The following is a 26,611-nucleotide window of genomic DNA, read 5'->3' as shown; positions in this document are numbered from 1 at the left end:
TGTGCGGGTGCCGTGCCTGCGGCGCCTGTGCGGGGTGGGTGAGGGTGCGCGTTGCGCGGTGCGTTGTCTGTGGGTCGGGGCCGCGCCGGGGGGTGTCCGTCCTCGGAACGGCGCGGAATCGGTTGGCCACAGAAGTGGACTCCGTTGACGCGCCAACCGCTGCGGGCGGACACCCCCCGACACGACCCCTGCTCGCCGTACGCGGCTCTCCCGCCGCCTCGTCCCCGCTGCGGGCAGTCGCCAGTCGCCCTCGCTGCGGGCAGTCGTGCCTCCCCCAGTGCCTGAACAGCCTGGGAGGTACCCCCAGGCGGCACGGGTGGGCACAGCGGCACCCCGCTACGCCCGGCCGCGCTCCCCACCCCCACACACCCCGGGCACCCGGAGGCTCAGCCCCCGTACAGCCCCGCCAACCGCCGCGCATCCCGAGCGAAGCGTTCCCGCAGGGGCGCCGGCGCCAGTACCTCCACCTCCGGCCCGAGCCCCCTCAGCTGCGTGTGCGCGACGTCCTCCGACTCCACCGGCAGCGTCACCGTCACCCAGCCCTCCGCGTCCGCCGCGTCCGCGGTCTCCAGCGCCTCCCGGGCCGACAGCGCGTCGACGGCGTACGGCAGTGCGCGCACTCCTCGCTCCGACAGCCGCACCACGACCTCGGCCCGCAGGATCGACCGCGCGAACTGCTCGGCCCGCTCCGCCCAGAACGCGGGCAGGTCGAAGCCGTCGTCCCGGGTGAAACGTTCCTCGCCCGCGTCCACCGCCGTGAACCGATCGATGCGGTACACGCGGAAGGGGCCGTCGTCCGCCGCCCCCGCGACCCGCGCGCACAGATACCAGATCCCGGCCTTCAGCACGAGGCCGTACGGCTCCAGGTCACGGACCACCTCGTCCGCCCCGCGCCGGTAACGCGCGGCCACGCGCCGGTCGTCCCAGACCGCGTCCGCCACCGCGGGCAGCAGCTCGGGGGTCTCCGGCTCACGGAACCAGTTCGGCGCGTCCAGATGGAAGCGCTGGGCCGCCGTACGGGAGGCGTCCCGCAGGGAGGGGAGCAGTGCGGCCGACACCTTCAGGCGAGCCGCCGAGGCCGCGTCCTCCAGGCCCATCTCGCGCAGTGCCCCGGGGACGCCGGACAGGAACAGGGCCTCCGCCTCGCCCCGGGCCAGTCCGGTCAGGCGGGTGCGGTAGCCGCCGATCAGGCGGTAGCCGCCGGCCCGCCCCCGCTCCGCGTACACCGGCACGCCCGCCTCCGACAGCGCCTGCGCGTCCCGCGTCACGGTCCGCTCCGACACCTCCAGCTCCCGGGCCAGCTCGGCGGCGGTCATGGTCGGGCGGGACTGGAGGAGCAGCACCATCTTGATGAGGCGGGCAGCACGCATCCCCACATGATGCAGGAGAACGCCGGGAGGCCCCCGCCGGAGCGAGGGCCTCCCGTTGCTGCCGCGTCTACAGGCCGTAGCGCTCGCGCGCCTCCTTCACGGCCGTCGCCTTGACCTCGCCGCGCTTGGCGAGCTGGGCCAGGGCCGCGACCACGATGGACTCGGCGTCCACGCCGAAGTGGCGGCGGGCGGCGTCGCGGGTGTCCGACAGGCCGAAGCCGTCGGCACCGAGCGACGAGTAGTCCTGCTCGACCCACTGCGCGATCTGGTCCGGGACCTGGCGCATGTAGTCGGAGACCGCGAGGACCGGGCCCTCGGCGCCCTGGAGCGCCCGGCGGACGTACGGCACCCGCTCCTCGCCGCGCAGCAGCGCCGCGTCGGCGTCCATGGCGTCCCGGCGCAGCTCCGTCCAGGAGGTCGCGGACCACACGTCGGCGGCCACGCCCCACTCCTCGGCGAGCAGCCGCTGCGCCTTGAGCGTCCAGTGGATCGCCGTGCCGGAGCCGAGGAGCTGGATGCGCGGGGCGTTCGCGGCCGGGGTCAGGCCCGCCGTCTCCGCCGTGTTGAAGCGGTACAGGCCCTTGACGATGCCCTCGTCGACGCCGGGCGCGGACGGCTTGGCCGGCTGCGGCATCGGCTCGTTGTAGACCGTCAGGTAGTAGAAGACGTTCGGGTCCTCGCCCGGGGCCGCCTCGCCGTACATGCGGCGCAGGCCGTCCTTGACGATCGCGGCGATCTCGTACGCGAACGCCGGGTCGTAGGAGAGCGCGGCCGGGTTGGTCGCCGCGATGGCCGGGGAGTGGCCGTCCGCGTGCTGGAGGCCCTCACCGGTGAGGGTGGTGCGGCCCGCGGTGGCGCCGACCAGGAAGCCGCGGCCGAGCTGGTCGCCGAGCTGCCACATCTGGTCGGCCGTGCGCTGCCAGCCGAACATCGAGTAGAAGATGTAGAACGGGATCATCGCCTCGCCGTGCGTCGCGTACGCGGTGGACGCGGCGATGAAGTCGGCCATCGAGCCGGCCTCGGTGATGCCCTCGTTGAGGATCTGGCCGTTCTTGGCTTCCTTGTAGTACATCAGCTGGTCGCGGTCGACCGGCTCGTACGTCTGGCCCTTGGGGGAGTAGATGCCCAGGGACGGGAAGAGGCTCTCCATCCCGAAGGTGCGCGCCTCGTCGGGGACGATCGGCACCCAGCGCTTGCCGGTCTCCTTGTCCCGGACCAGGTCCTTGACCAGGCGGACGAAGGCCATGGTCGTCGCCACGCTCTGCGAGCCGGAGCCCTTGTCGAAGGACGCGAACGCCTTGTCGGCGGGCGCGGGCAGCGGCGCGATCGGGTGGACGCGGCGGGCCGGGGCCGGACCGCCGAGGGCGGCGCGGCGCTCCTGGAGGTAGCGCACCTCGGGGGAGTCGGCGCCCGGGTGGCCGTAGGGGACCACGCCGTCGACGAAGGCGCTGTCCGCGATCGGCAGGCCGAGCAGGTCGCGCATGTCCTTGAACTCGTCCACCGAGAGCTTCTTCATCTGGTGGTTGGCGTTCTTGGACGCGAAGCCGCGGCCGAGGGTGTGGCCCTTGACCGTCTGGGCCAGGATCACGGTCGGCGCGCCCTTGTGCGCGAGCGCGGCGCGGTAGGCGGCGTAGACCTTGCGGGACTCGTGGCCGCCGCGCGAGTAGTGGAAGCACTCGAGGATCTTGTCGTCGGACAGCAGCTTCGCCATCTCGACGAGCGCCGGGTCCTTGCCGAAGAAGTCCTCGCGGATGTAGGCGGCGTCGCGCGTCTGGTACGTCTGCACCTGCGCGTCCGGTACCTCGCGCAGGCGGCGTACGAGGGCGCCGGTGGTGTCGAGCTGGAACAGCTCGTCCCAGGCCGTGCCCCACAGCGACTTGATCACGTTCCAGCCGGCGCCGCGGAACTGGGCCTCCAGCTCCTGCACGATCTTGAAGTTGGCGCGGACCGGACCGTCGAGGCGCTGCAGGTTGCAGTTGATGACGAAGGTCAGGTTGTCCAGGCCCTCGCGGGAGGCGAGGGTGAGCGCGGTGGTGGACTCCGGCTCGTCCATCTCGCCGTCACCGAGGAACGCCCACACGTGGGAGTTCGTCAGGTCCTTGATGCCGCGACTGGTCAGGTAGCGGTTGAACCGCGCCTGGTAGATCGCCGAGATCGGGCCGAGGCCCATGGAGACGGTGGGGAACTCCCACAGCCAGGGCAGGCGGCGCGGGTGCGGGTACGACGGCAGGCCGTTGCCCCCGGCCTCGCGGCGGAAGTTGTCGAGCTGCTCCTCGTTCAGGCGGCCGTCGAGGAAGGCGCGGGCGTAGATGCCCGGGGAGGCGTGGCCCTGGACGTAGAGCTGGTCGCCGGAGCCGTCACCCTCCTTGCCCTTGAAGAAGTGGTTGAAGCCGGTCTCGTAGAGCCAGGCCGCGGAGGCGAAGGTGGCGATGTGGCCGCCGACGCCGTGCTTGCTGCCGCGGGTCACCATCGCCGCCGCGTTCCAGCGGTTCCAGGCGGTGATCCGCTGCTCCATCGCCTCGTCGCCGTCCACGGTGGGCTCGTCGGCGGTCGGGATGGAGTTGACGTAGTCGGTCTCCAGCAGCTTCGGCAGCGCCAGGCCCGCGCCCTCGGCGCGCTCCAGCGTGCGGCGCATCAGGTACGCGGCACGGTGCGGCCCGGCCGCCTGGGTGACGGCGTCCAGGGAGGCCTGCCACTCGGCGGTCTCCTCGGGGTCGCGGTCCGGGAGCTGGTCGAGCTCGCTCGGCTGGATTGCTTTGGGGTCGGTCGTCATGTCGCCGCCTTCCTCAGTCGAAGGGGGTTCCCTCATCGGCAAGGGTTCGGGGGTGCCCTAGGTCTTTGGCAGGACAGGGCTGGGCTCCGGTGGGAGTCCGAACGTGACTGTAACTCCCTGATCGATGATCGATCAAAGGGTTGAGGGGCAAAAACTCTTGATCACGAGAAAGTCGGCACGGGGTGCCTCCGGCGGTGGCACGGGGTGACCTTGGAGTGGGGGGTTTCTGCAGGTGAGCGCGGTGCGGCTCGGGTGGTTCGGTTGTGTCGCGGGTGCGGGTGCGTCGTGGTTACTCGCGCAGTTCCCCGCGCCCCTTGCAGGGGCGCGGGGAACTGCGCAGAACGGGGGTCTGGGGGCGGAGCCCCCAGGGACGGGAAGGGTAGGGGCGGCGGGGGCGAGGAACTACGCCCGGGGTGCGCAGCCCAGGACGTGGGACTTGACGATCTCCGCGATGCGGGGGTCGCGGCGGCGGAAGGCCGCGACCAACTCCTCGTGCTCCTCCGCGTACGACTGCTGCACCGTCCCCAGCCACCGTATCGACAGCGCCGTGAACACCTCGATGCCGAGCCCCTCCCAGGTGTGCAGCAGCACCGAGTTGCCCGCCGCCCGCACCAGCTCCCGGTGGAAGCCCACCGTGTGCCGCACCTGGCCCGTGCCGTCGGAGACCCGGTCGGCCTCGTACAGCGCGGCGACGTGCGGCTCCAGGGCCGAGCAGTCCAGGGCGAGCCGGTCCGCCGCCAGCTCGGCCGCGATCGCCTCCAGACCGGCCCGGACGGGGTAGCTCTCCTCCAGGTCGGCGGCGGTCAGGTTGCGCACCCGCACGCCCTTGTTCGGCGCCGACTCGATCAGCCGCAGCGACTCCAGCTCCCGCAGCGCCTCTCGCACCGGCGTCTGGCTGACCTCCAGCTCGGTCGCGATCCGGCGCTCCACGATCCGCTCGCCCGGCTGCCAGCGTCCGCTGATGATCCCTTCCAGGATGTGCTCGCGGATCTGTTCGCGCAGCGAGTGGACGACGGGCGCGGTCATGAGAGCTCCTTCGGGAGGGTCCCCTTCGGACCCTGGGGCGACTGACGTGGAGAAACAATACGGCCGTCACGGTGGGCGGGAAGGGCGCACGGGGGCGCTTTGACGCAGGTGAGACGAGACTTACACAGCGTGCCCCGGCCGGAACACGGTGATGCCCCCGCCCGGAAGGTTCCGGGCGGGGGCATCACTGAGGCCCACTGGCGGGGGTGACTACAGGCCGAGCTCGACCTCGAACTCGCCCGCCTCCAGGATCGCCTTGACCGCCGTCAGGTAGCGGGCGGCGTCGGCGCCGTCCACCAGACGGTGGTCGTAGGACAGGGTCAGGTACGTCATGTCGCGGACGCCGATGACCGGACCGTCCTCCGTCTCGATGACGGCCGGACGCTTGACCGTGGCACCGATGCCGAGGATGGCGACCTGGCCCGGCGGCACGATGATCGTGTCGAACAGCGCGCCGCGCGAACCGGTGTTGGAGATGGTGAAGGTCGCACCGGCCAGCTCGTCCGGGCTGATCTTGCTGGCCCGGACCTTGCCCGCCAGGTCGGCGGTCGCCTTGGCGATGCCGGCCAGGTTCAGGTCACCGGCGTTCTTGATGACCGGGGTCATCAGGCCCTTCTCGGAGTCCACCGCGATACCGATGTTCTCGGTGTCGAAGTAGGTGATGGTCCCCTCGGCCTCGTTGATCTTGGCGTTGATCGGCGCGTGCGCCTTCAGCGCCTGGGCCGCGGCCTTGACGAAGAACGGCATCGGCGAGAGCTTGACGCCCTCACGCGCCGCGAACGCGTCCTTGGCACGGGCGCGCAGCTTCATCAGCCGGGTGACGTCGACCTCGACGACCGACGACAGCTGGGCCTGCTCGTGCAGCGCCTTGACCATGTTGTCGCCGATGACCTTGCGGATGCGCGGCATCTTGACGGTCTGACCGCGCAGCGGGGAGGCCTCCAGGGTGGGGGCCTTCTTCGCGGGCGCGGCGGCAGCGGCGGCCGGAGCCGGAGCGGCGGCCTTCGCGGCCTCGGCGGCGGCGATGACGTCCTGCTTGCGGATACGGCCGCCGACGCCGGTGCCCTTGACGGTCGACAGGTCGACGCCGTTCTCGGTGGCGAGCTTGCGCACCAGCGGGGTGACGTAGGCGCCGTCGTCCACCGGCTGGGCGGCGGCCGGGGCAGCCGGAGCGGCGGCCTGGGCCGGCGCGGGCGCCGGGGCGGCGGGCTGCGGGGCGGGAGCCGCCGGAGCCTGCGGGGCAGGGGCAGGGGCAGGGGCAGGGGCAGGGGCAGGGGCCGGGGCGGCCGGAGCCGGAGCGGCCTGCGCGGGAGCCGGGGTGGGCTCGGGCTGGGCGGGGGCGGCCGGGGCCTCCTGGGCCGGGGCAGCCGCCGGGGCGGCACCGGCCGCGCCGATGACGGCGAGCTTGGCGCCGACCTCGGCGGTCTCGTCCTCGCCGACCACGATCTCCAGCAGGGTGCCGGAGGCGGGCGCGGGAATCTCGGTGTCGACCTTGTCGGTCGAGACCTCGAGCAGCGGCTCGTCCTCCTCGACGCTGTCACCGACCGACTTCAGCCAGCGGGTGACGGTGCCCTCGGTGACGGACTCGCCGAGCGCGGGCAGGACCACGTCCGTGCCCTCGGCGGAGCCGCCGCCGGTGGACTGCTCGGCGCTCGGAGCGGGCGCCGGGGCGGCCTGCTCGGTGGAGGGCGCGGCAGCGGCGGGCTCGGGAGCGGGCTCGGCAGCCTGCTCGGCCTGCGGGGCCTGCTCGGCGGCCGGGGCGCCGCTGCCGTCGTCGATCAGCGCCAGCTCGGCGCCGACCTCGACGGTCTCGTCCTCGGCGACCTTGATGGAGGACAGCACGCCCGAGGCGGGGGCCGGGATCTCGGTGTCGACCTTGTCGGTCGAGACCTCGAGCAACGGCTCGTCGGCCTCGACGCGCTCACCCTCGGCCTTCAGCCAGCGGGTGACGGTGCCCTCGGTGACGCTCTCGCCGAGCGCCGGAAGGGTTACGGAAACCGCCATGGTTTCGGTTGCTCCTTACGAAAGTGCGGAAGTCTGTGTCGTCGCGCCCGAAGACCGAAGCGGTCAGTCGTGCATGTGGAGCGGCTTGCCGGCCAGCGCCAGGTGAGCCTCGCCGAGCGCCTCGTTCTGCGTCGGGTGGGCGTGGATGAGCTGGGCCACCTCGGCCGGCAGCGCCTCCCAGTTGTAGATCAGCTGCGCCTCGCCGACCTGCTCGCCCATACGGTCGCCGACCATGTGGACGCCGACCACGGCGCCGTCCTTGACCTGGACCAGCTTGATCTCGCCCGCGGTCTTCAGGATGCGGCTCTTGCCGTTGCCGCCCAGGGGGAACTTGATGGAGACGACCTTGTCCGCGCCGTAGACCTCCTTCGCCTTGGCCTCGGTGAGACCCACGGAGGCGACCTCCGGGTGGCAGTACGTCACCCGCGGCACGCCGTCGTAGTCGACCGGCACGGTCTTCAGGCCGGCGAGCCGCTCCGCCACCAGGATGCCCTCGGCGAAGCCGACGTGCGCGAGCTGGAGGGTGGGAACGAGGTCACCGACGGCGGAGATGGTCGGGACGTTGGTCCGCATGTACTCGTCGACGAGGACGAAGCCGCGGTCCATCGCGACGCCGTTCTCCTCGTAGCCCAGGCCCTGGGAGACCGGGCCGCGGCCGATGGCGACGAGCAGGACCTCGGCCTCGAACTCCTTGCCGTCGGCGAGGGTGACCTTGACGCCGTCCTGGGTGTACTCGGCCTTCTGGAAGAAGGTGCCCAGGTTGAACTTGATGCCCCGCTTGCGGAAGGCGCGCTCCAGGAGCTTGGAGCTGTTCTCGTCCTCGACCGGGACCAGGTGCTTGAGGCCCTCGATGACCGTGACCTCGGAACCGAAGGACTTCCACGCGGAGGCGAACTCGACGCCGATGACGCCGCCGCCCAGCACGATCGCGGACTTCGGCACGCGGTCGAGCGTGAGGGCGTGGTCCGAGGAGATGATCCGGTTGCCGTCGATCTCCAGGCCCGGCAGGGTCTTCGGCACGGAGCCGGTCGCCAGCAGGACGTGGCGGCCCTGGACACGCTGGCCGCCCACGTCGACGGACGTGGGGGACGAGAGCCGGCCCTCACCCTCGATGTAGGTGATCTTGCGGGAGGCGACCAGACCCTGCAGGCCCTTGTACAGGCCGGCGATCACCTCGTCCTTGTACTTGTGCACGCCGGCCATGTCGACGCCCTCGAAGGACGTCTTGACGCCGAACTGCTCGCTCTCGCGGGACTGGTCGGCGACCTCGCCCGCGTGGAGCAGGGCCTTGGTGGGAATACAGCCGTTGTGCAGGCAGGTGCCGCCAAGCTTGTTCTTCTCGATCAGGGCGACGTCCAGGCCCAGCTGTGCCCCGCGCAGGGCCGCGGCGTAACCACCGCTGCCACCGCCGAGGATCACTAGGTCGAAAACGGTGCTGGCGTCGTTCGCCACGTCACGTCCTCCATGCATGTGCGCCACGCCGGTCTCCAGTGACCGGTCGGCGGCTGGTGTCCGGCCGCTCATTGTTCTCGGCCCTTGGGTGGGCCCTGTCCTGCCGGGCTCCATCTTCGCACTTGTGAGAGGCGAACGAGACGTGGGGCCGGGGTGTGAGACACCCCACGTTCACGTGAGCGGGTTTCCCCTCCGCCCGAGACCCACGGTTCTTCTCGGCCGACGCAGGGACAGCCAACCCCAGGGGCGCGGGGCTGTGTCTGTTCCGCGGCTCCGCCGCGTGGGCGCGACGGCCTGCGGTTCTTCTCGGCCGACGCACGAACAGCCAACCCAGGGGCGCGGGGAACTGCGCGACGAGCCACGACGGGCCCGCGGCCGCACGATCACCCGCACCCCCGAGCTCTCAGGCGCCGCTAGCCCAGCTCACCCGCAGCCGTCAGCTCGGCAACCCGCACCAGCGTCCGCACCGCCGTCCCCGTACCGCCCTTCGGCGTGTACCCGAACGGCCCGCCCTCGTTGAAGGCCGGACCCGCGATGTCCAGGTGCGCCCAGGTGATGCCCTCGCCCACGAACTCCCGCAGGAACAGACCGGCCACCAGACCGCCGCCCATCCGCTCACCCATGTTCGCGATGTCCGCGGTCGGCGAGTCCATGCCCTTGCGCAGGTGCTCCGGCAGCGGCATCGGCCACGCCGGCTCGCCGGACTCCTCCGCCGCCTCGTGCACCGCGGAGCGGAACGCGTCGTCGTTCGCCATGATCCCGTACGTCCGGCTGCCCAGCGCCAGCATCATCGCGCCCGTCAGGGTCGCCACGTCGATGATCGCGTCCGGCTTCTCCTGCGAGGCCGCCCACAGCGCGTCGGCGAGCACGAGCCGGCCCTCGGCGTCGGTGTTGAGCACCTCCACCGTCTTGCCGCTGTACATCCGCAGCACGTCACCCGGGCGGGTGGCGGAACCGGACGGCATGTTCTCGGCCAGTGCCAGCCAGCCGGTCACGTTGACCTCCAGGCCGAGCCGCGCGGCGGCGACCACCGCGGCGAACACGGCGGCGGCACCGGCCATGTCGCACTTCATCGTCTCGTTGTGCCCGGCCGGCTTCAGCGAGATGCCGCCCGAGTCGTAGGTGATGCCCTTGCCGACGAAGGCGAGGGACTTCTTCGCCTTGGACGACGTGTACGACAGCTTCACCAGGCGCGGACCGGAGGCCGAGCCGGCGCCGACGCCGAGGATGCCGCCGTAGCCGCCCTTGACGAGCGCCTTCTCGTCGAGCACCTGCACCTTGATGCCGTGCTCCTTGGCGGCCGCCTGCGCCACCGCCGCGAACGCCTCCGGGTTCAGGTCGTTCGGCGGGGTGTTGACCAGGTCGCGGGCGCGGTTCAGCTCCTCGGCGACGGCCGCGGCACGCTCGACCGCCGCCTTGAAGGCCTTGTCGCGGGGCTTGCCGCCGAGCAGCGCGGCCTCCGCCAGGGGGGCCTTGCCGTTGCCCTTCGACCGGGCGCCCTTGGTGTCCTTGCCGTCCTTGGCGGACTCCTTGTACGCGTCGAAGGAGTACGCGCCGAGCAGCACGCCCTCGGCGACGACACCGGCGTCGGCGGCCTCGGCGAGCGGCAGGGCGAAGGCGGCCTTCTTGGCGCCGGCCAGGGCACGGGCGGCCGCACCGGCGGCCCGGCGCAGGGCCTCGGCGTCGAAGCCGGGGTCCTTCTCGGGCTCGGCGCCGAGGCCCACCGCCACCACGACGGGCGCCTTGAAACCGGCCGGAGCGGGCAGCTTCGTCACCTCGCCCTCGGCGCCCGAGGCGCCGAGGGTCTCCAGGACGCCGGCGAGCCGGCCGTCGTACGCCTTGTCCACGGCCTCGGCGCCCGGGGCGACGGACGGGCCGTCCGCGCCCTTGGCGACGCCGATCACGATCGCGTCGGCCCGGAGGCCGGGCGCCGCGGCGGTGGAGAGAGTGAGAGCAGTCACGGTGGTGAATTCTCGCTTCCGTATGAAGTCTTGTGTGGCCGAATGCGGGTGGGTCGACCGGGCCCGACATCCGACCCTAGATCCCTCCTGCGATGCGGTCCTCGCCTGGGCAGGCGAACACTCGGCACGAGCCTACGCTCGCGCCCCGCCGCGCTCCCGCCCGCGGGGCCGCGGTTTCCCGGCGGTTGTGCGGATGGGAGATCATTCCGGGAGTACGCCGCACACCCCTTCCGCGCCCTGGAGCACTTCCCGTGAGACGCCCGGTCCTGTCGACAGCCCTCCTCCTGCTGCTGCTCGCGGGCTGCACGTCGGCCTCCGGCGGCGACGACGGCGAGGCCGCCGACCACTGGCGGCCGACGCCCGGCACCGACTGGCAGTGGCAGCTCAGCGGCAAGCTCGACACGTCCGTCGACGTACCGGTCTACGACATCGACGGCTTCGACCACGGCAAGGCCACCGTCGCCGGGCTGCACGAGGACGGGCGCAAGGTCATCTGCTACGTCTCCACCGGCGCCTGGGAGGACTTCCGGCCGGACGCCGACAAGTTCCCGGCGGAGGTGCTGGGCAAGGGCAACGGTTGGGACGGGGAGCGGTGGCTGGACATCCGCGCGACGGACGTCCTGGAGCCGCTGATGGCCGAACGCCTCGACATGTGCCGCGAGAAGGGCTTCGACGCGGTCGAGCCCGACAACATGGACGGCTACAAGAACGAGACCGGGTTCCCGCTCACCGGCGACGACCAGCTCCGCTACAACCGGCTGATCGCGAAGCTCGCCCACGACCGCGGGATGGCCGTCGGCCTGAAGAACGACCTGGACCAGATCCCGGAACTGGTGGACGACTTCGACTTCGCCGTCAACGAACAGTGCGCCCAGTACGGCGAGTGCGCCGACAACCAGCCGTTCATCGACGCGGACAAGGCGGTCTTCCACGTCGAGTACGAGCTGCCGACGTCACGCTTCTGCGCCGACTCGCGTGAGCTGGGGCTCAGTTCGATGCTGAAGAAGTACGAGCTGGATGCGTGGCGGGAGGCTTGCTGAGTCCTGAGGCTCAGCCCAGGAGCAGGACGATCAGCGCGGTCGTGGCCGCCGTCTCCGCCACGCCGCCGAAGACGTCGCCGGTGACGCCGCCGAAGCGGCGGACGCAGTGGCGCAGCAGGAGTTCGGCCGCGGCGGCGGCGCACACCACGGCGAGTGCCGTGCGCAGTGCGTCGTACGGGCCCAGGTACGCGCCCGCCGCCGCGGCGGCCAGAGTGACGGCCGCCGTCGCGGCCAGCGCTCCGCCGACCGGGACCACCCCGGCTACCGCCGCGCCCAGGCCCTCCGGACGGGCGGCGGGCACCCCGGACCGGGCCGCCGTCGTGAGGGCCAGTCGGGCGGCCGTCGCCGAGACCACGGCGGCGAGTGCTCCCCGAGTCCACGAGTCGTCGTAGGCCTGGGCCAGGGCGGCCACCTGGGCGAGCAGGGTGAACAGCAGGGTGAGCACACCGAACGGTCCGATGTCCGACTGCTTCATGATCCGCAGGGCGTCCTCGGCGGGCTTGCCGCTGCCCAGTCCGTCGGCGGTGTCGGCGAGTCCGTCCAGGTGCAGTCCGCGCGTGAGCACGGCGGGGACGGCGGCCGTCGCGACCGCCGCGAGCAGGTTCCCCGCGCCCAGGAGCAGCAGCAGGAGCCCGGCGCCCGCGGCGGCGACACCGACGGCCAGTCCGGCCAGCGGCGCGCACAGCATGCCGCCGCGCGCGGCGGTCCGGTCCCAGCGGGTGACCTTGACCGGGAGCACGGTGAGGGTGCCGAAGGCGAAACGGAGGCCGTCGGGGGAGGGGGTCCTGAGCACCGGCGCAGACTACCCGGCGGTCGGAGGGGCGTTGACGGGTCTCGGGGATAAAGTGCGCATATGGGAGATTGGTGGCAGCGCAACATCGTGGAGCCGGGCAAGCTGCCGCTGCTCATCGCGCTGACGGCGTTCGTGCTGACGTTCGTGATCACCCGGGTGATCACGCGTCTGATCCGGGCGGGCAAGGGGCCCTTCGGGAACGTCAAGGCGGGCGGGGTGCACATCCATCACGTGGTCCCGGGGATCGTGCTCACCGTCGTCGGGGGGTTCGGCGCGGTCGCGGGGGGCCGGCACGGGTTCGGGTCGGCGCTCGCGGCGGTGGTCTTCGGGGTCGGGGCGGGGCTCGTGCTGGACGAGTTCGCGCTGATCCTGCACCTCGACGACGTGTACTGGACCGAGGCGGGGCGCAAGAGCGTGGAGGTCGTGGTGCTCACCGCGGCCCTGGTCGGGCTGGTGCTCGCGGGGTTCACGCCGTTCGGCGTCGACGGGATGTCCGAGGACGAGTTGCAGGACCGCGCGAATGTCATCGCGACCGTCGCGGGGAACTTCGTCTTCTCGCTTCTCGCCCTGGCCAAGGGCAAGGCGCGGCTGGCGATCTTCGGGGTCATCGTGCCGGTGGTCGGCCTGATCGGTGCGGTCCGCCTGGCCCGGCCGGGCTCGCCGTGGGCCCGCCGCTTCTACGCCCGCCGCCCGCGCGCCCGGGCGCGGGCCCGGCTGCGGGCCTACCACCACGACCGCCGCTGGTCCGGGCCGCGGCGGGTCGTCCAGGACTGGATCGGGGGGCGTCCGGATCCGCGGTGAGGGTGCCTGCGGCGCCGGTGCGGGGTGGGTGGGGGTGCGCGTGGCGCGGTGCGTCCGGTGGGTGGGTCGGGGCCGCGCCGGGGGGTGTCCGTCCTCGGAACGGCGCGGAATCGGTTGGCCACAGAACTCCCCGGCGCGGACGCGCCAACCGCTGCGGGCGGACACCCCCCGACACGACCCCTGCTCGCCGTACCTAGCTGCGGGCAGTCGTGCCGCTGGGGCGGCACGGGTGGGCGCAGCGGCACCCCGGCAGCGCCGGGCCGCGCGACCCACCCCCCTGCGCCCACACCCACGCCGGGCACTCCGGTAGCGCCGGGCCGCGCGGGCCACCCTGCGCCCACCCCCACGCCGGGGACCACGAAACCCCGGCCCACGGAACCGCGTTCACTCACCCCCGTCGGAGACCTCCGGCAGCTCCGCCGCCAGTGACGCCGCCGCCTGGACCAGGGGCAGCGCCAGCAATCCACCCGCGCCCTCGCCCACCTTCACGCCCTGGGACAGCAGCGGCTCCATGGCCATCCGGTCCAGCGCCTTGGCCTGGCCCGGCTCCCCGCTGTCGTGCGCCGCCAGCCACCAGTCCGGCGCCCGGAAGGCGACCCGCTGCCCGACCAGCGCGCACGCCGCCGTCACGACGCCGTCCAGGATCACCGGCATCTTCCGCACCGCGCTCTGCAGCAGGAAGCCGGTCATGGCGGTGAGGTCCGCGCCGCCGACCGTGGCGAGGAGGTGCAACTGGTCGCCGAGGACGGGACGCGCGCGCCGCAGCGCGTCACGGATCGCCGCGCACTTGCGCATCCAGGCCAGGTCGTCGATCGGCAGCCCGCCCCGGCCGGTGACGACCGACGCGTCCGTCCCGCACAGCGCCGCGACCAGCACACCCGCCGCGGTCGTACCGCCCACGCTCACATCGCCGAGCACCACCAGATCCGTGCCCGAGTCGGCCTCCTCGTCGGCCACCGCCATCCCCGCGCGGAAGGCGGCCTCCGCCTCCTGGAGGGTCAGCGCGTCCTCGATGTCGATGCGGCCGCCGCCGCGCCGCACCCGGTGTCCCGCCACCTCGGCCGGCAGCGTCTCCGGGTCGCAGTCCAGGGCCATGTCGACGACGCGCACGGGTACGTCCAGGCGCCTGGCGAGCACCGACACCGGCCGGCCGCCCTCCAGCACCTCGCGGACCAGCTCACCGGCACCGCCCGCGGGCCGCGCCGACACGCCCAGCTCGGCGACTTTGTGGTCACCGGCGAACAGCACCACCCGGGGGCGTACGACGGGGCGCACCGGTACGGCGGACTGGGCCGCCGACAGCCACTCGCCCAAGTCGTCGAGGCGGCCCAGCGATCCGGGCGGAACGGCCTGACGCTCCCGGCGCGCCTCCGCGTCGCGGCGTACCCCGCCGTCGGGGCGCTCGATCAGGTCGGTGAAGTCGTCGAGATTCAGCGAGCTCATTCGCCGAACAGTACCGGCCCCGGTCGAAGCCGCAGGAGGGCCCGTGGGCAGCACGCCCGGGCAGCGTCGTTGCACGCCGGAGCAGGTTCACCTACGTAACGTCTTGAGTGGAATGTCGTATCTGTCCTCTTGTGTCGGGAGTCGCCCGTGTCCGGAACCTCCGCCTCCTTGGTGCCTCCCGTCCCCTCGTACGGGCCGTACCGCGAGGACTGCCCCTGGTGCGGCTCGCGGCGGCTGCGTACCCGGCGGCGCGGGGACGGGCCTCGGCAGGGGGCGCCCCACCGGTCTCCCGTCGAGCGGTGCTCCGACTGCCGGCATGTCTTCCGCAACCCGCCGCTCACGCCCGGGTCGCCCGAGCACCCCCTCGTCCGGGCCGGGGTCCGGATCGGGCACGTGCTGGCCGCCCGGGCGATGGTCCGCCGTTGTCCCGAGCCGGAGAGCTGGTTGGACGTCGGCACCGGGGACGCCGACTTTCCGCGGGCCGCCCGTGCGTACTTCCCGTACACCTCGTTCGACGGTCTGGACCCCACCCCTCGTGTGCTGCGGGCCCGCGTCGTCGAGCGGGTGGAGGAGGCGTTCGTGGGCCGTCTGACGGATCATCATGTCGTGGCCCGGGTGCGGGAGCGCTACGACGTCGTCAGCCTCTTCCAGTACCTGGAGCGGGTGCCGGACCCGCGGGCGGAACTGCGGGCCGCGCTGGGGGCGCTGCGGCCCGGCGGGCACCTGCTCGTCGACGTGGCCGATCCGCGTCGTGTGCTGCCCGGTCACCCCGTCGGACTGAGCGCCGAACTCGTGGCCCAGGGCTGCACGCTCCTCACCGGCGACCGGGGCCGCCGTGTCATCGCGCGCAAGGGCGCCTCAGCCGCGTAGCACCAGGGCCTGGCCCGCCACCACGAGGAGGACCTGCTCGCACTCGGCGGCGAACGCCGCGTTCAGGCGGCCGAGTTCGTCGCGGTAGCGGCGGCCGGACGCGGTGGCCGGGACGATGCCCGAGCCGACCTCGTTCGACACCGCCACCAGCGTGCGCCGGGTGGCGCGGACCGCCTCGGTCAGCTCCCGCACCCGGTCCCTGAGCGCCCGTTCGCCGCCGTCCGCCCACTCCGCGTCGTCCCACGCGCCGACCGCGTCCATCGCGTCCGTCAGCCACAGGGACAGGCAGTCGACGAGGAGGGGCGGGCCCTCGTCCTTCAGGAGCGGGATCAGGTCGCAGGTCTCGGTGGTGCGCCAGGAGCCGGGGCGGCGCTCCCGGTGCGCGCTGACCCTGGCCGCCCATTCGGTGTCGCCGCCCCGGGAGCCGCCGGTGGCGACGTAGAGCACGTCGGGGAAGGACTCCAGCCGGCGTTCCGCCTCCACCGACTTGCCCGACCGGGCGCCGCCCAGCACGAGGGTGCGCCGCGGTACGTCGGGCACGTCCTCGTACGAGCCCACCGCCAGCGTGGTGCCGTCCGGTACCGCCCGCGCGCCGGCCGCGGCGAGGCGTCGCGCCAGCTCCCGGCCGGGCGGCACGTCGTGGTCCAGGTGGACGGCGACGACGTCCGTGGTCGGGCCCGCCGCGCCGACCGCGCGCAGCCTCGCCAGCGCGTCCGGCCGTCCCACGACGTCCGCGAGGATCAGGTCGTACGGCTCCGCTGGCTCCTCCAGGCCCGCCGGGGCGCCGCCCGGCGGTACGTACAGGAGCCGCCCGCCGTCCGGGCCCGTCACCGCGTACCCGGTGCCGGGCGCGTCCAGTGCCACCGCGCGCACCCGGTGCCCGGTCAGCAGCGCCAGCTCCCGGCCGTCCGGTACCCGGCCCGGTTGCGGCAGCCCGGCCGGGACCTCCACGGCGGGGCCGTCGTGCGGGTGGGAGAGCAGCACCTGCCGTACGCCGGCCAGGGAGCGCCCGGCCCGCGCGGCGGCGAACACCGCGCCGGGGGTCAGGTCGAGCAGCAGCGCCCCGTCCACCAGCAGCGCGGTCGCCGCGCGCGCGTGCTCGCCCTGCGCGGCGGCACAGGCCGCGCAGGGACAGTCGGGGCGGGGCAGTCCCGCGGGGGCACCGGTGCCGAGCAGAGTCACGTCCACGCACCGATTTTCACCGGTCACCCGGCGACGTGCGCGTCCGAGTCCCCCCAAGGGGCGTGCGGCAGGGCCGTTCCCGTCACCGGATCCTGTCTCCCGGCCTTCTACGGAGTGCCCGGCTCAGCGCATAGGCTGCGGGCGGGGGCCGGACCAAGATCCGGCTTCCGCTCTGCATGTGCTCACATCTTGGAGGCGTACATGGCGGCATGGACGTGGCGGTTCGAGACGGCCGGCGGGACGGAGGTCCAGCCCGCGGTGCAGCCCGAGGAGTTCACCACGCAAGGGGACGCCGAGTCCTGGATCGGGGAGCACTGGAAGGACCTCCAGGAGGGCGGCACCGACCAGGTGCGGCTCTTCGAGGACTCCGCCGAGATCTACGGCCCGATGAGCCTGCACGCCGAGGAGGCTCAGGCCGAGGAGGCCGGGACCGAGGCCTGAGGGCCGTGGGCCGGGCGGGGCGGGGGCGGCTTCGCCCCCGTCACTGCTCGCCCAGCGTCACCTCGGCGGTGCGTTCGTCGCCGTCGCGGGTGTACGTCACCTTGGTGCGGTCGCCCGGCCGCATCGACGCCAGGGCCTCGGACAGCGAGGTGATGGTGCTGATGTCCGTGTCCCCGAGCCTGACGACGACGTCCCCGGGGCGCAGCCCGGCGTCGTCGGCGGCCCCGCCGTCGCTCACCTCGACGACGGCCACCCCGGCGGGCCGGTAGCTGTCGTCGACGACCGTGCGGGCGGTGATGCCCAGCGCGGCCCGGCCCGAGTCGGTGACCTTGCCGTCCTTGACGATCTGCCCGGCCACCGTCTTCACCATCGACGCCGGGATCGCGAAGCCGATGCCGGGCGCCGCGCTGTCGCCGAGGCCCGGATCGGTGGCCGCCAGTGTCGGGATGCCGATCACTTGACCGTCCAGGTTCACCAGGGCGCCCCCGCTGTTGCCGGGGTTGATGGCCGCCGACGTCTGCACCATGTTGGCGATGGTCGCGCCCGTGCCGCCCCCGCTGCTGCCCTCCGTCACGGTCCGCCCGGTCGCCGACACGATGCCCTGCGTCACGCTGGAGGACAGGCCGAGCGGCGAGCCCATCGCCAGTACGATCTGCCCGACCGCGACCTTCGCGGAGTCCCCGAGGCGGGCCGCCTTCATGCCCTCGGGCACCTTGTCGAGCTTGATGACCGCCAGGTCCTGCTCCGGGTAGGAGGAGACCAGCTTCGCGGTCAGGGTGCCCTCGGCGCGGGCCGTCGTCACCCGGAAGGACCTGGTGTCGCCGACGACGTGGGCGTTGGTGACGACGTGCCCCTTGCCGTCGTACACGACCCCCGAGCCCAGCGAGTCGCCCGTCTGGATCTGCACGACCGACGGCAGTACGTCCTTGATCACCCGCTCGTAGTCGGCCTGCAGCTCACTGGCCGCGCGTGGCGCCGCGGCCTGCGCCGTGTCGCCCTCCTGTGCGCTCCCGGACCCGCGATCGGTGCCCGAACCGGCGTCGGAACAACCGGTCGCGAGCAGCAGGGAGCAGACCGGCACGGCCACCGAGGCGGGCAGACGGCGCAGACGGGCGCGGGAAGTGTCCATGGCCCGAGTCTCACCGCGCCCCCGGCGCCCGGCCCCCGGTGAACACCCGAACGGGCGCCGAGCCCGGGTGGCGTTGCCTAGCCCCGCACCCCGCACAGGTGCAGCAGTGCCGCGACCGCACGGTACGGGTCGGTGCGGCCGGCCCGCTCCTCGGCGGTCAGCAGGGCGTTGAGGTCGTCCGGGGGCGTGGCCCCGTCGGGCACCGCGTCCGTGAAGACCCGTACGCCGTACCAGGTGTGCAGCGGGGCGCCGATGCCCGCGAGCTTCGCCGTCAGCGTCGACAGGCGGTCCGCGCGGACGTCGAGGCCCAGGCGGTTGGAGTAGTTCGTGGTGTCGAAGGCGGCCAGCGCGCCCGCCCAGTCACCCCGCAGGCCGGGGCGCAGCGCGAGCGCGTCGCCGTTGCGCACCACGAGCGACAGCAGGCCGCCGGGGGCGAGCATCCGCGCCAGCCCCGCGAGCAGCGGGTCGGGCTCCTCGACGTACATGAGCACGCCGTGGCACAGCACCACGTCGAAGCTGCCCGGCAGGAAGTGCACGCCGGTGTCCCGGCCGTCGCCCTCGACGATCCGCATCCGCTCCCGGATGCCCTCCGGCTGCCCGGCCAGTGCCTCGCGCGCCGTCGCGATCATCGTCGCGTCCCGCTCCACGCCGGTCACCTGGTGTCCGGCCCGGGCCAGCCGCAGTGCCTGGGTGCCCCGGCCCATCCCGACGTCGAGCACGCGCAGCCGCCTGCCGACGGCGAAGCGCCCGGCTATCTGCTCGTCCAGCTGCCGGGCGACCAATTCCTGCCGCACGACGCTGCGAAGCCCGGACAGTCCCGCTGCCCGGGCCTCGGCCGCGCCCTCGGTGAAAGGCGTCGTGCTCAGGGCCGCTCCCCACGCTTGACCTGCGGCTTGGGCAGCCGCAGCCGGCGCATCTGGAGCGAGCGCATCAGCGCGTAGGCCACCGCGCCGCGGCGGCGCTCGTCCGGGAAGCGCTCGGCGAGCCGCTTCTTCAGCCGGAAGCCGGTGACGATCGAGTCCAGCACGATCAGCACGATCACGACCAGCCACAGCAGCAGCGCGACGTTCTGCAGCGAGGCCACCCGGATCATGCTCAGCACGAGGATGATCACGGCCATCGGCAGGAAGTACTCCGCGATGTTGAACCGCGAGTCGACGAAGTCGCGCGCGAACTTGCGGACCGGGCCCTTGTCGCGGGCCGGCAGGTACCGCTCGTCGCCCTTCGCGAGCGCCTCGCGCTGCCGCGCCATCGCGGTCCGCCGCTCCTCGCGCTGGCGCTTGGCGGCGTCCTTGCGCGTCATCGGCGTGTTGGCGACGCTGCGGCGCTGGGACTGGGCCGCACTGCGCTTGGGCGTCGGCCTGCCCTTCGGGGCCTGCGGGTCACGGGGCTGATTGGAGTCGGTCACCGGCGCGCTGACGGCGCTCTGGGCCTTCTCTTCCTTGGCACGGCTACGGAACACAAAACCCAAGGGTACGGGGTGCCGGGGTGTGGACCCCAGTCCGGTGGGGAACGATCCGGCAACGCCGGTCGTCTGTAAGGGGACAGAGGGGATGTTGCGTACAGCCCCGGACACCCGGACTTTCCGGACAACCCCAGGGAGCACCTACTCCCTGCGCCGGACGGGGAGCGTACGCAGTCGTCCTTGGGGATGAGCGCATCCGTCCCCGAACAGTGCGGTAATGGATGCAGGGCCCGTACTGTGGGTTCTGTCGCAGGTGCTGGAGCTGGAGTCGGTCAGAAGGGGGCGCGCGAAGCCCATGAGCGGTGTCATGAAGCGTATGGGGATGATCTTCCGCGCGAAGGCCAACAAGGCCCTTGACCGGGCCGAGGACCCGCGCGAGACCCTCGATTACTCGTATCAGAAACAGCTGGAGCTGCTGCAGAAGGTGCGCCGCGGCGTCGCCGACGTGGCGACCAGCCGCAAGCGGCTGGAGCTCCAGCTCAACCAGCTCCAGTCCCAGTCGGGCAAGCTGGAGGACCAGGGCCGCAAGGCGCTGGCGCTGGGCCGCGAGGACCTCGCCCGCGAGGCCCTGTCCCGGCGCGCCGCGCTCCAGCAGCAGGTCACCGACCTGGAGACGCAGCACGCCACGCTCCAGGGCGAGGAGGAGAAGCTCACTCTGGCGGCCCAGCGCCTCCAGGCCAAGGTGGACGCCTTCCGCACCAAGAAGGAGACCATCAAGGCCACCTACACGGCGGCCCAGGCGCAGACCCGCATCGGCGAGGCGTTCTCCGGCATCTCCGAGGAGATGGGCGACGTCGGCCTGGCCATCCAGCGGGCCGAGGACAAGACCGCCCAGCTCCAGGCGCGGGCCGGCGCCATCGACGAGCTGCTCGCCTCCGGCGCCCTCGACGACCAGTCCGGCATGCACAAGGACGACATCCAGGCCGAGCTGGACCGGCTCTCCGGTGGTACGGATGTAGAGCTGGAACTGCAGCGCATGAAGGCCGAGCTGGCCGGGGGCTCCACCTCCGACCGCCAGGCCATCGAGGGCGGCCAGGGACAGGGGCAGGCCCCGTCGCAGTCCCAGCAGCAGCCGCAGGACACCCCGCGCTTCGACAAGCAGTAGCCCACGGCTAGGAGGGCCGACATGATCGTACGGATCATGGGGGAGGGACAGCTGACGCTGGCCGACGGCCGGCTCGGTGAGCTGAACAAGCTGGACGACGAGCTCCTGGCCGAGATGGAGAACGGCGACGGACCCGGCTTCCGCGCGACCCTTAAGGCCCTCCTGGCCAAGGTCCGCGAACTGGGCGAGCCCCTCCCGGACGACAGCCTGGAGCCGTCCGACCTCATCCTCCCGTCCCCGGACGCCACCCTGGAGGAGGTCCAGGAACTCCTGAGCGACGACGGCCTCATCCCGGGCAGCGCCTGAGGGGCACCTTGCCGACGCCGGTCGGTATCTCCAGCCCGTCCGGTGCCCTGTCGACGCCGGTCGGCCTCTCCAGCCTGTCCGGCGCTTGAGGACGAGGCCCGTTCAGGGCCGAAGCGGGGGCCTGGGGGCGCAGCCCCCAGCCAACGCCCACTGCACGCGGGGCCCCTCATAAGACACCCCCACTCCAGCTACCGTAAAAAACCGTGAGCACCCTCGCCCGCGCCCGCTGCACCATCGGCGCCCACCCCTCCGCCCTGGACGCCGCCCTCGCCGCGGCCGTCCTGCTGTGCATGGTCGCCGGCTCCTTCGTGGACCCGCACGGCCCGGAGGGCGTCAGCTGGGGCCTGCGCACCCCCGACGCCCTCAGCCTCGCCCTCATGACCGCCGGCGCCGCCGCGCTCGCCTTCCGCCGGCGGGCGCCGATGGCGGTCCTCTTCGTCACCGGTGGTGTCTCCGTCGTCGAGAGCGTCACCGGCGAACCGCGCGCCCCGGTCGTCATGTCCGCCGTCATCGCCCTCTTCACCGTCGCCGCCTCCACCGACCGGCCCACCACCTGGCGGGTCGGCCTGCTCACCATGACGGTGCTCACCGGCGCCGCCATGCTGGCCGGCCCCCTGCCCTGGTACGCGCAGGAGAACCTCGCCGTCTTCGCCTGGACCGGCATCGGCGCCACCGCCGGGGACGCCGTCCGCAGCCGCCGGGCCTTCGTGCAGGCCATCCGGGACCGGGCGGAGAAGGCCGAGCGCACCCGGGAGGAGGAGGCGCGCCGCCGCGTCGCCGAGGAACGGCTGCGCATCGCCCGCGACCTGCACGACGTCGTCGCCCACCACATCGCCCTGGTCAACGTGCAGGCCGGGGTCGCCTCGCACGTCATGGACAAGCGGCCCGACCAGGCGAAGCAGGCCCTCGCCCACGTACGGGACGCCAGCCGCAGCGCGCTGGACGAGCTGCGGGCCACCGTCGGGCTGCTCCGCCAGTCCGGCGACCCGGAGGCGCCGACCGAGCCCGCCCCGGGCCTCGCCCGCCTCGACGAACTCGTGGGCACCTTCCACCACGCCGGGCTGCGGGTCGAGGTGGCCCGCACCGACCAGGGCACCGAGCTGCCCGCCGCCGTCGACCTCGCCGCGTACCGCATCATCCAGGAGGCGCTGACCAACGTGCAGAAGCACGCGGGACGGCAGACGAAGGCCGAGGTCAGCGTCGTGCGGGTGGGGCCGAACATCGAGGTGACCGTGCTCGACGACGGGACCGGCGAGGGCGAGGCCCCGGACGCCCCGGCCGAGGGCGGCGGACACGGGCTGCTCGGCATGCGCGAGCGCGTCACCGCCGTGCGCGGCACCCTCACCACCGGTCCCCGCTACGGAGGCGGTTTCCGCGTGCATGCGATCCTTCCGGTCAAGAACCGCCCCGACGCCGCCACCGACGCCACGAAGGACCCCGTATGACGATCCGTGTGCTGCTCGCCGACGACCAGGCGCTGCTGCGCAGCGCCTTCCGGGTGCTGGTCGACTCCGAGCCCGACATGGAGGTGGTGGGGGAGGCGTCCGACGGCGCGGAGGCGGCCCGGCTGGCCGCCGAGCAGCGGGCCGACGTGGTGCTCATGGACATCCGGATGCCCGGCACGGACGGGCTCGCCGCCACCCGCATGATCAGCGCCGACCCGTCCCTCGCCCATGTCCGCGTGGTCATACTGACCACCTTCGAGGTCGACGACTACGTGGTGCAGTCGCTGCGCGCCGGTGCCTCCGGCTTCCTCGGCAAGGGGTCCGAGCCCGAGGAACTGCTCAGCGCGATCCGGGTCGCCGCCGGTGGCGAGGCGCTGCTGTCGCCGACCGCCACCAAAGGGCTGATCGCCCGCTTCCTGGCCCAGCAGGACACGGCCGACGAGGAGCGCGACCCGGCCCGAGCCGAGCGTCTCGAGTCGCTGACCGTGCGGGAGCGCGAGGTGCTGGTCCAGGTCGCCGGCGGGCACTCCAACGACGAGATCGCCGAGCGCCTGGAGGTCAGCCCGCTCACCGTGAAGACCCACGTGAACCGGGCCATGGCGAAACTGGGCGCCCGCGACCGCGCCCAGCTGGTCGTCATCGCGTACGAATCCGGGCTGGTACGTCCAAGGGTGGAGTGACCCCTGCCCGCGTGTACTGCGGAGGGAGTAGGCGCGGGATAAGGAAATGGACCTGGGGCCTAGGGATGCGGGGGCGCGCATGGCCCAGGGTGTTGGGGTGGGCGCTCACCTGTGCCGCCCGCGCCGGCGCTGCCATGTGCCCCGTCCCCCGCTCGGCCACAGAAGAGAGACCCTGATCCATGTCCTGGCTGTCGAGATTCAGCCTCGCGCAACGGGCCCTGATAGGGCTGATGTCGATCGTCGCGCTCGTTTTCGGGGCGATCGCCATCCCCCAGCTCAAGCAGCAACTGCTGCCCACCATCGAACTTCCCATGGTGTCGGTGCTGGCCCCGTACCAGGGTGCCTCGCCGGACGTGGTCGAGAAGCAGGTCGTCGAGCCGATCGAGGACAGCCTCGAAGCCGTCGACGGGATCTCGGGCGTCACCTCCACCGCCAGTGAGGGCAACGCCGTCATCATGGCGTCCTTCGACTACGGCCCGGACACCCAGCAGCTGGTCGCCGACGTCCAGCAGGCCGTGAACCGGGCCCGCGCCCAGCTCCCGGACGACGTGGACCCGCAGGTCATCTCCGGCTCGACGGACGACATCCCGACCGTCGTCCTCGCCGTGACCTCGGACAAGGACCAGCAGGCGCTGGCCGACCAGCTCGACAAGACCGTCGTCTCCGAGCTGAAGGACATCGACGGCGTCGCCCAGGTCGTGGTCGACGGCGTCCGCGACGTCCAGGTCACCGTCACGCCGGACCCGGCGAAGCTGGCCGCGGCCAAGGTGAGCCCGCAGGTGCTCGCCCAGTCCCTCCAGGCGGGCGGTGCGACCGTCCCGGCCGGTTCCTTCGACGAGGGCGGCGCCAACCGCACCGTCCAGGTCGGCGGCGGCTTCACCTCGCTGAAGCAGATCCAGGACCTCATGGTCACCGGCGAGGGCGTCGACAAGCCGGTCCGCCTCGGCGACGTCGCCACCGTCAAGGAGGAGGAGGCCAAGGCCGACTCCCTCACCCGTACCAACGGCAAGCCGTCCCTCGCCGTCGCCGTGACGATGGACCACGACGGCAGCGCGGTCTCCATCTCGAACGCCGTCGAGGACAAGCTTCCCGACCTGCGCGAGCAGCTCGGCTCCGGCGCGACCCTCACCGTCGTCAGCGACCAGGGACCGGCGGTCTCCAAGGCCATCTCCGGCCTGACCACGGAGGGCGGGCTCGGTCTGCTCTTCGCCGTCCTGGTCATCCTGGTCTTCCTGGCGTCGATCCGCTCCACCCTGGTCACCGCGGTCTCCATCCCGCTGTCGGTGGTGCTGGCGCTGATCGTCCTGTGGACGCGCGACCTGTCGCTGAACATGCTGACGCTGGGCGCGCTGACCATCGCCATCGGCCGCGTCGTCGACGACTCGATCGTGGTCCTGGAGAACATCAAGCGGCACCTCGGCTACGGCGAGGAGCGCCAGGAGGCCATCCTCAAGGCGGTCCGCGAGGTCGCCGGAGCGGTCACCTCCTCGACCCTCACCACGGTCGCCGTGTTCCTGCCGATCGGCCTGGTCGGCGGCATGGTCGGCGAGCTGTTCGGCTCCTTCAGCCTCACCGTGACCGCCGCGCTGCTGGCCTCCCTGCTGGTGTCGCTGACGGTCGTCCCGGTGCTGTCGTACTGGTTCCTGCGGCCGCCGAAGGGCACCCCCGAGGACGCGGACGAAGCCCGCAGGCTGGCCGAGGAGAAGGAGGCCAAGAGCCGCCTCCAGCGCTTCTACGTCCCCGTCCTGCGCTTCGCCACCCGCCGACGGCTGACCAGTGTGGCCATCGCGATCGTCGTGCTGGTCGGCACCTTCGGCATGGCGCCGCTGCTGAAGACCAACTTCTTCGACCAGGGCGAGCAGGAGGTCCTCAGCGTCAAGCAGGAGCTGAAGCCCGGCACGAGCCTCGGCGCGACCGACGAGCAGGTGAAGAAGGTCGAGAAGCTGCTCGGCGACACCGAGGGCGTCAAGGACTACCAGGTCACCATCGGTTCGTCCGGCTTCATGGCCGCCTTCGGCGGCGGCACGGACACCAACCAGGCCTCGTACCAGCTGATGCTGGAGGACTCGGCGAACGCCGAGGACGTCCAGGACCACATCGAGGACGGGCTGGCGAAGCTCGGCGACGGCATCGGCACCACCACGATCGCCGCCGGTGACGGCTTCGGCAGCCAGGACCTGAGCGTCGTCGTCAAGGCGGCCGACGGGCAGGTGCTCCGCGACGCCGCCGAGCAGGTCCGCAAGACGGTCGCCGGGCTCGACGACGTCACCGACGTCACCAGCGACCTCGCGCAGAGCGTGCCGCGGATCTCCGTCAAGGCCAACGCCGAGGCCGCCGGGGCCGGTTTCACCGACCAGACCCTCGGCGCGGCCGTCGCCCAGGCGGTGCGCGGCACCCCGGCCGCCAAGGCCACCCTGGACGACACCGAGCGCGACGTGGTCATCAAGTCGGCCCGGCCCGCCGAGACGATCGCCGAGCTGAAGGCGCTGAACCTGGGCGCGGTCAAGCTCGGTGACATCGCCACCGTGCGGCTGGTGGACGGCCCGGTCTCGATGACCCGTATCGACGGGCAGCGCGCGGCGACCATCACCGCCAAGCCGACCGGCGACAATACCGGCGCGGTCGGCACGGACCTCCAGTCGAAGATCAACGGACTCGACCTGCCGGCCGGCGCCAAGGCCGAGATCGGCGGCGTCACCGCGGACCAGGACGAGGCCTTCGTCAACCTGGGCCTCGCCATGCTCGCGGCGATCGCCATCGTGTTCATGCTGCTGGTCGGCACCTTCCGGTCGCTGGCCCAGCCGCTGATCCTGCTGGTGTCCATCCCGTTCGCGGCGACCGGCGCCATCGGCCTGCTGATCGCCACGGGCACCCCGATGGGCGTCCCGGCGATGATCGGCATGCTGATGCTGATCGGCATCGTGGTCACCAACGCCATCGTGCTGATCGACCTGATCAACCAGTACCGCAAGCAGGGCTACGGCGTCGTCGAAGCGGTGATCGAGGGCGGCCGCCACCGTCTGCGGCCCATCCTCATGACGGCCCTGGCGACGATCTTCGCCCTGCTCCCGATGGCGCTGGGCGTCACCGGCGAGGGCGGCTTCATCGCCCAGCCGCTCGCGGTGGTCGTCATCGGCGGTCTGATCACGTCGACGCTGCTGACCCTGCTCCTGGTCCCGACGCTCTACGCGATGCTGGAGCTGCGCAAGGAGCGGCGCGCGAAGAAGAAGGCGGCGAAGCGGGGCGGCGACGTGCCGCCGCAGGCCGCGGCCTCCGAGGAGCCGGAGACGGCGAAGGTCTGAGCGACCGGAACGGGGAGGGGCCC

General features: G+C 72.7%; 21 protein-coding genes. 9 read left to right on the top strand and 12 right to left on the bottom strand.

Annotated elements, in window-relative coordinates:
* Positions 1–386: 386 nt before the first annotated feature.
* The 6 genes from ACGH52_RS11460 to ACGH52_RS11435 form a co-directional block, all read right to left on the bottom strand.
* Positions 387–1,370 carry a helix-turn-helix transcriptional regulator gene (locus ACGH52_RS11460; RefSeq protein WP_399938844.1) on the bottom strand — a complete coding sequence of 328 codons (984 nt, stop codon included), beginning with the start codon at positions 1,368–1,370 and terminating at the stop codon, positions 387–389.
* 67 nt (positions 1,371–1,437) lie between these two features.
* Positions 1,438–4,143, bottom strand: coding sequence for a pyruvate dehydrogenase (acetyl-transferring), homodimeric type (gene aceE / locus ACGH52_RS11455; RefSeq protein WP_076973990.1), 2,706 nt, complete (start codon positions 4,141–4,143; stop codon positions 1,438–1,440).
* A 402-nt stretch (positions 4,144–4,545) separates the two neighbouring features.
* Positions 4,546–5,169, bottom strand: coding sequence for a GntR family transcriptional regulator (locus ACGH52_RS11450; RefSeq protein ID WP_076973989.1), 624 nt, complete (start codon positions 5,167–5,169; stop codon positions 4,546–4,548).
* Between the two features lie 210 nt (positions 5,170–5,379).
* The gene (sucB, locus tag ACGH52_RS11445; protein WP_399938842.1) at positions 5,380–7,173 is read right to left on the bottom strand and encodes a 2-oxoglutarate dehydrogenase, E2 component, dihydrolipoamide succinyltransferase; all 1,794 of its coding nucleotides are present in this window, start codon (positions 7,171–7,173) and stop codon (positions 5,380–5,382) included.
* A 63-nt stretch (positions 7,174–7,236) separates the two neighbouring features.
* On the bottom strand, positions 7,237–8,625 hold the full coding sequence (gene lpdA / locus ACGH52_RS11440; RefSeq protein WP_059303106.1) for a dihydrolipoyl dehydrogenase: 1,389 nt from the start codon (positions 8,623–8,625) through the stop codon (positions 7,237–7,239).
* A 413-nt stretch (positions 8,626–9,038) separates the two neighbouring features.
* The gene (locus tag ACGH52_RS11435; RefSeq protein ID WP_399938840.1) at positions 9,039–10,586 is read right to left on the bottom strand and encodes a leucyl aminopeptidase; all 1,548 of its coding nucleotides are present in this window, start codon (positions 10,584–10,586) and stop codon (positions 9,039–9,041) included.
* A 251-nt stretch (positions 10,587–10,837) separates the two neighbouring features.
* Here ACGH52_RS11435 and ACGH52_RS11430 point away from each other — a divergent pair, with 251 nt between their 5' ends.
* Positions 10,838–11,626: an endo alpha-1,4 polygalactosaminidase gene (locus ACGH52_RS11430; RefSeq protein WP_399938839.1), complete on the top strand. Its 789-nt coding sequence runs from the start codon at positions 10,838–10,840 to the stop codon at positions 11,624–11,626.
* Positions 11,627–11,636: 10 nt separating this feature from the next.
* Here the strand turns inward: ACGH52_RS11430 and ACGH52_RS11425 are convergent, their stop codons facing one another.
* Entirely contained in the window at positions 11,637–12,419 is a 783-nt protein-coding gene (locus ACGH52_RS11425) for an adenosylcobinamide-GDP ribazoletransferase (protein ID WP_076973986.1), read from the bottom strand.
* A 60-nt stretch (positions 12,420–12,479) separates the two neighbouring features.
* On the opposite strand from ACGH52_RS11425, the gene ACGH52_RS11420 reads away from it, so the two are divergent.
* Positions 12,480–13,220 (top strand): hypothetical protein, encoded by a 741-nt coding sequence (locus ACGH52_RS11420; RefSeq protein WP_399938836.1) that lies wholly within the window; start codon positions 12,480–12,482, stop codon positions 13,218–13,220.
* A 384-nt stretch (positions 13,221–13,604) separates the two neighbouring features.
* On the opposite strand, the gene cobT is transcribed toward ACGH52_RS11420, so the two are convergent.
* Complete coding sequence (cobT, locus tag ACGH52_RS11415) at positions 13,605–14,663, bottom strand: nicotinate-nucleotide--dimethylbenzimidazole phosphoribosyltransferase (RefSeq protein ID WP_210977178.1); 1,059 nt, start codon at positions 14,661–14,663, stop codon at positions 13,605–13,607.
* 147 nt (positions 14,664–14,810) lie between these two features.
* Between cobT and ACGH52_RS11410 the strand changes: the two genes are divergently transcribed.
* The gene (locus ACGH52_RS11410) at positions 14,811–15,533 is read left to right on the top strand and encodes a class I SAM-dependent methyltransferase (RefSeq protein WP_193777626.1); all 723 of its coding nucleotides are present in this window, start codon (positions 14,811–14,813) and stop codon (positions 15,531–15,533) included.
* Here ACGH52_RS11410 and ACGH52_RS11405 read toward each other — a convergent pair.
* The gene (locus ACGH52_RS11405) at positions 15,522–16,721 is read right to left on the bottom strand and encodes a bifunctional adenosylcobinamide kinase/adenosylcobinamide-phosphate guanylyltransferase (protein WP_399938834.1); all 1,200 of its coding nucleotides are present in this window, start codon (positions 16,719–16,721) and stop codon (positions 15,522–15,524) included. The genes ACGH52_RS11410 and ACGH52_RS11405 overlap by 12 nt on opposite strands.
* Positions 16,722–16,916: 195 nt before the next feature.
* Here ACGH52_RS11405 and ACGH52_RS11400 point away from each other — a divergent pair, with 195 nt between their 5' ends.
* The gene (locus tag ACGH52_RS11400; protein WP_059303107.1) at positions 16,917–17,156 is read left to right on the top strand and encodes a hypothetical protein; all 240 of its coding nucleotides are present in this window, start codon (positions 16,917–16,919) and stop codon (positions 17,154–17,156) included.
* A 40-nt stretch (positions 17,157–17,196) separates the two neighbouring features.
* Here the strand turns inward: ACGH52_RS11400 and ACGH52_RS11395 are convergent, their stop codons facing one another.
* The 3 genes from ACGH52_RS11395 to ACGH52_RS11385 all read right to left on the bottom strand — a co-directional run bounded on the left by ACGH52_RS11395 (position 17,197) and on the right by ACGH52_RS11385 (position 19,786).
* Complete coding sequence (locus ACGH52_RS11395; protein WP_121702185.1) at positions 17,197–18,285, bottom strand: S1C family serine protease; 1,089 nt, start codon at positions 18,283–18,285, stop codon at positions 17,197–17,199.
* Positions 18,286–18,362: 77 nt separating this feature from the next.
* The gene (locus ACGH52_RS11390) at positions 18,363–19,067 is read right to left on the bottom strand and encodes a bifunctional 2-polyprenyl-6-hydroxyphenol methylase/3-demethylubiquinol 3-O-methyltransferase UbiG (protein ID WP_121702192.1); all 705 of its coding nucleotides are present in this window, start codon (positions 19,065–19,067) and stop codon (positions 18,363–18,365) included.
* An 80-nt stretch (positions 19,068–19,147) separates the two neighbouring features.
* Positions 19,148–19,786, bottom strand: a complete 639-nt coding sequence (locus ACGH52_RS11385) for a DUF3043 domain-containing protein (RefSeq protein WP_076974041.1) — start codon at positions 19,784–19,786, stop codon at positions 19,148–19,150.
* Positions 19,787–20,057: 271 nt separating this feature from the next.
* Between ACGH52_RS11385 and ACGH52_RS11380 the strand changes: the two genes are divergently transcribed.
* From ACGH52_RS11380 to ACGH52_RS11360, 5 genes are all read left to right on the top strand, one after another.
* Entirely contained in the window at positions 20,058–20,855 is a 798-nt protein-coding gene (locus ACGH52_RS11380; protein WP_274543304.1) for a PspA/IM30 family protein, read from the top strand.
* Positions 20,856–20,876: 21 nt separating this feature from the next.
* On the top strand, positions 20,877–21,161 hold the full coding sequence (locus ACGH52_RS11375; protein ID WP_076973980.1) for a hypothetical protein: 285 nt from the start codon (positions 20,877–20,879) through the stop codon (positions 21,159–21,161).
* Between the two features lie 203 nt (positions 21,162–21,364).
* On the top strand, positions 21,365–22,606 hold the full coding sequence (locus ACGH52_RS11370) for a sensor histidine kinase (protein ID WP_059303094.1): 1,242 nt from the start codon (positions 21,365–21,367) through the stop codon (positions 22,604–22,606).
* Positions 22,603–23,286 carry a response regulator transcription factor gene (locus tag ACGH52_RS11365; protein WP_059303093.1) on the top strand — a complete coding sequence of 228 codons (684 nt, stop codon included), beginning with the start codon at positions 22,603–22,605 and terminating at the stop codon, positions 23,284–23,286. Before ACGH52_RS11370 ends, ACGH52_RS11365 begins: the two co-directional genes overlap by 4 nt.
* Before the next feature lie 179 nt (positions 23,287–23,465).
* Positions 23,466–26,588 carry an efflux RND transporter permease subunit gene (locus ACGH52_RS11360; RefSeq protein WP_121702188.1) on the top strand — a complete coding sequence of 1,041 codons (3,123 nt, stop codon included), beginning with the start codon at positions 23,466–23,468 and terminating at the stop codon, positions 26,586–26,588.
* Positions 26,589–26,611: the final 23 nt, after the last annotated feature.

This window comes from Streptomyces sp. BBFR25 (assembly GCF_044590125.1).
GTDB lineage: Bacteria > Actinomycetota > Actinomycetes > Streptomycetales > Streptomycetaceae > Streptomyces > Streptomyces canus_D.
The sequence above is the reverse complement of the archived record's forward strand: the minus strand, read 5'-3'. Positions and strand labels throughout refer to the sequence as shown.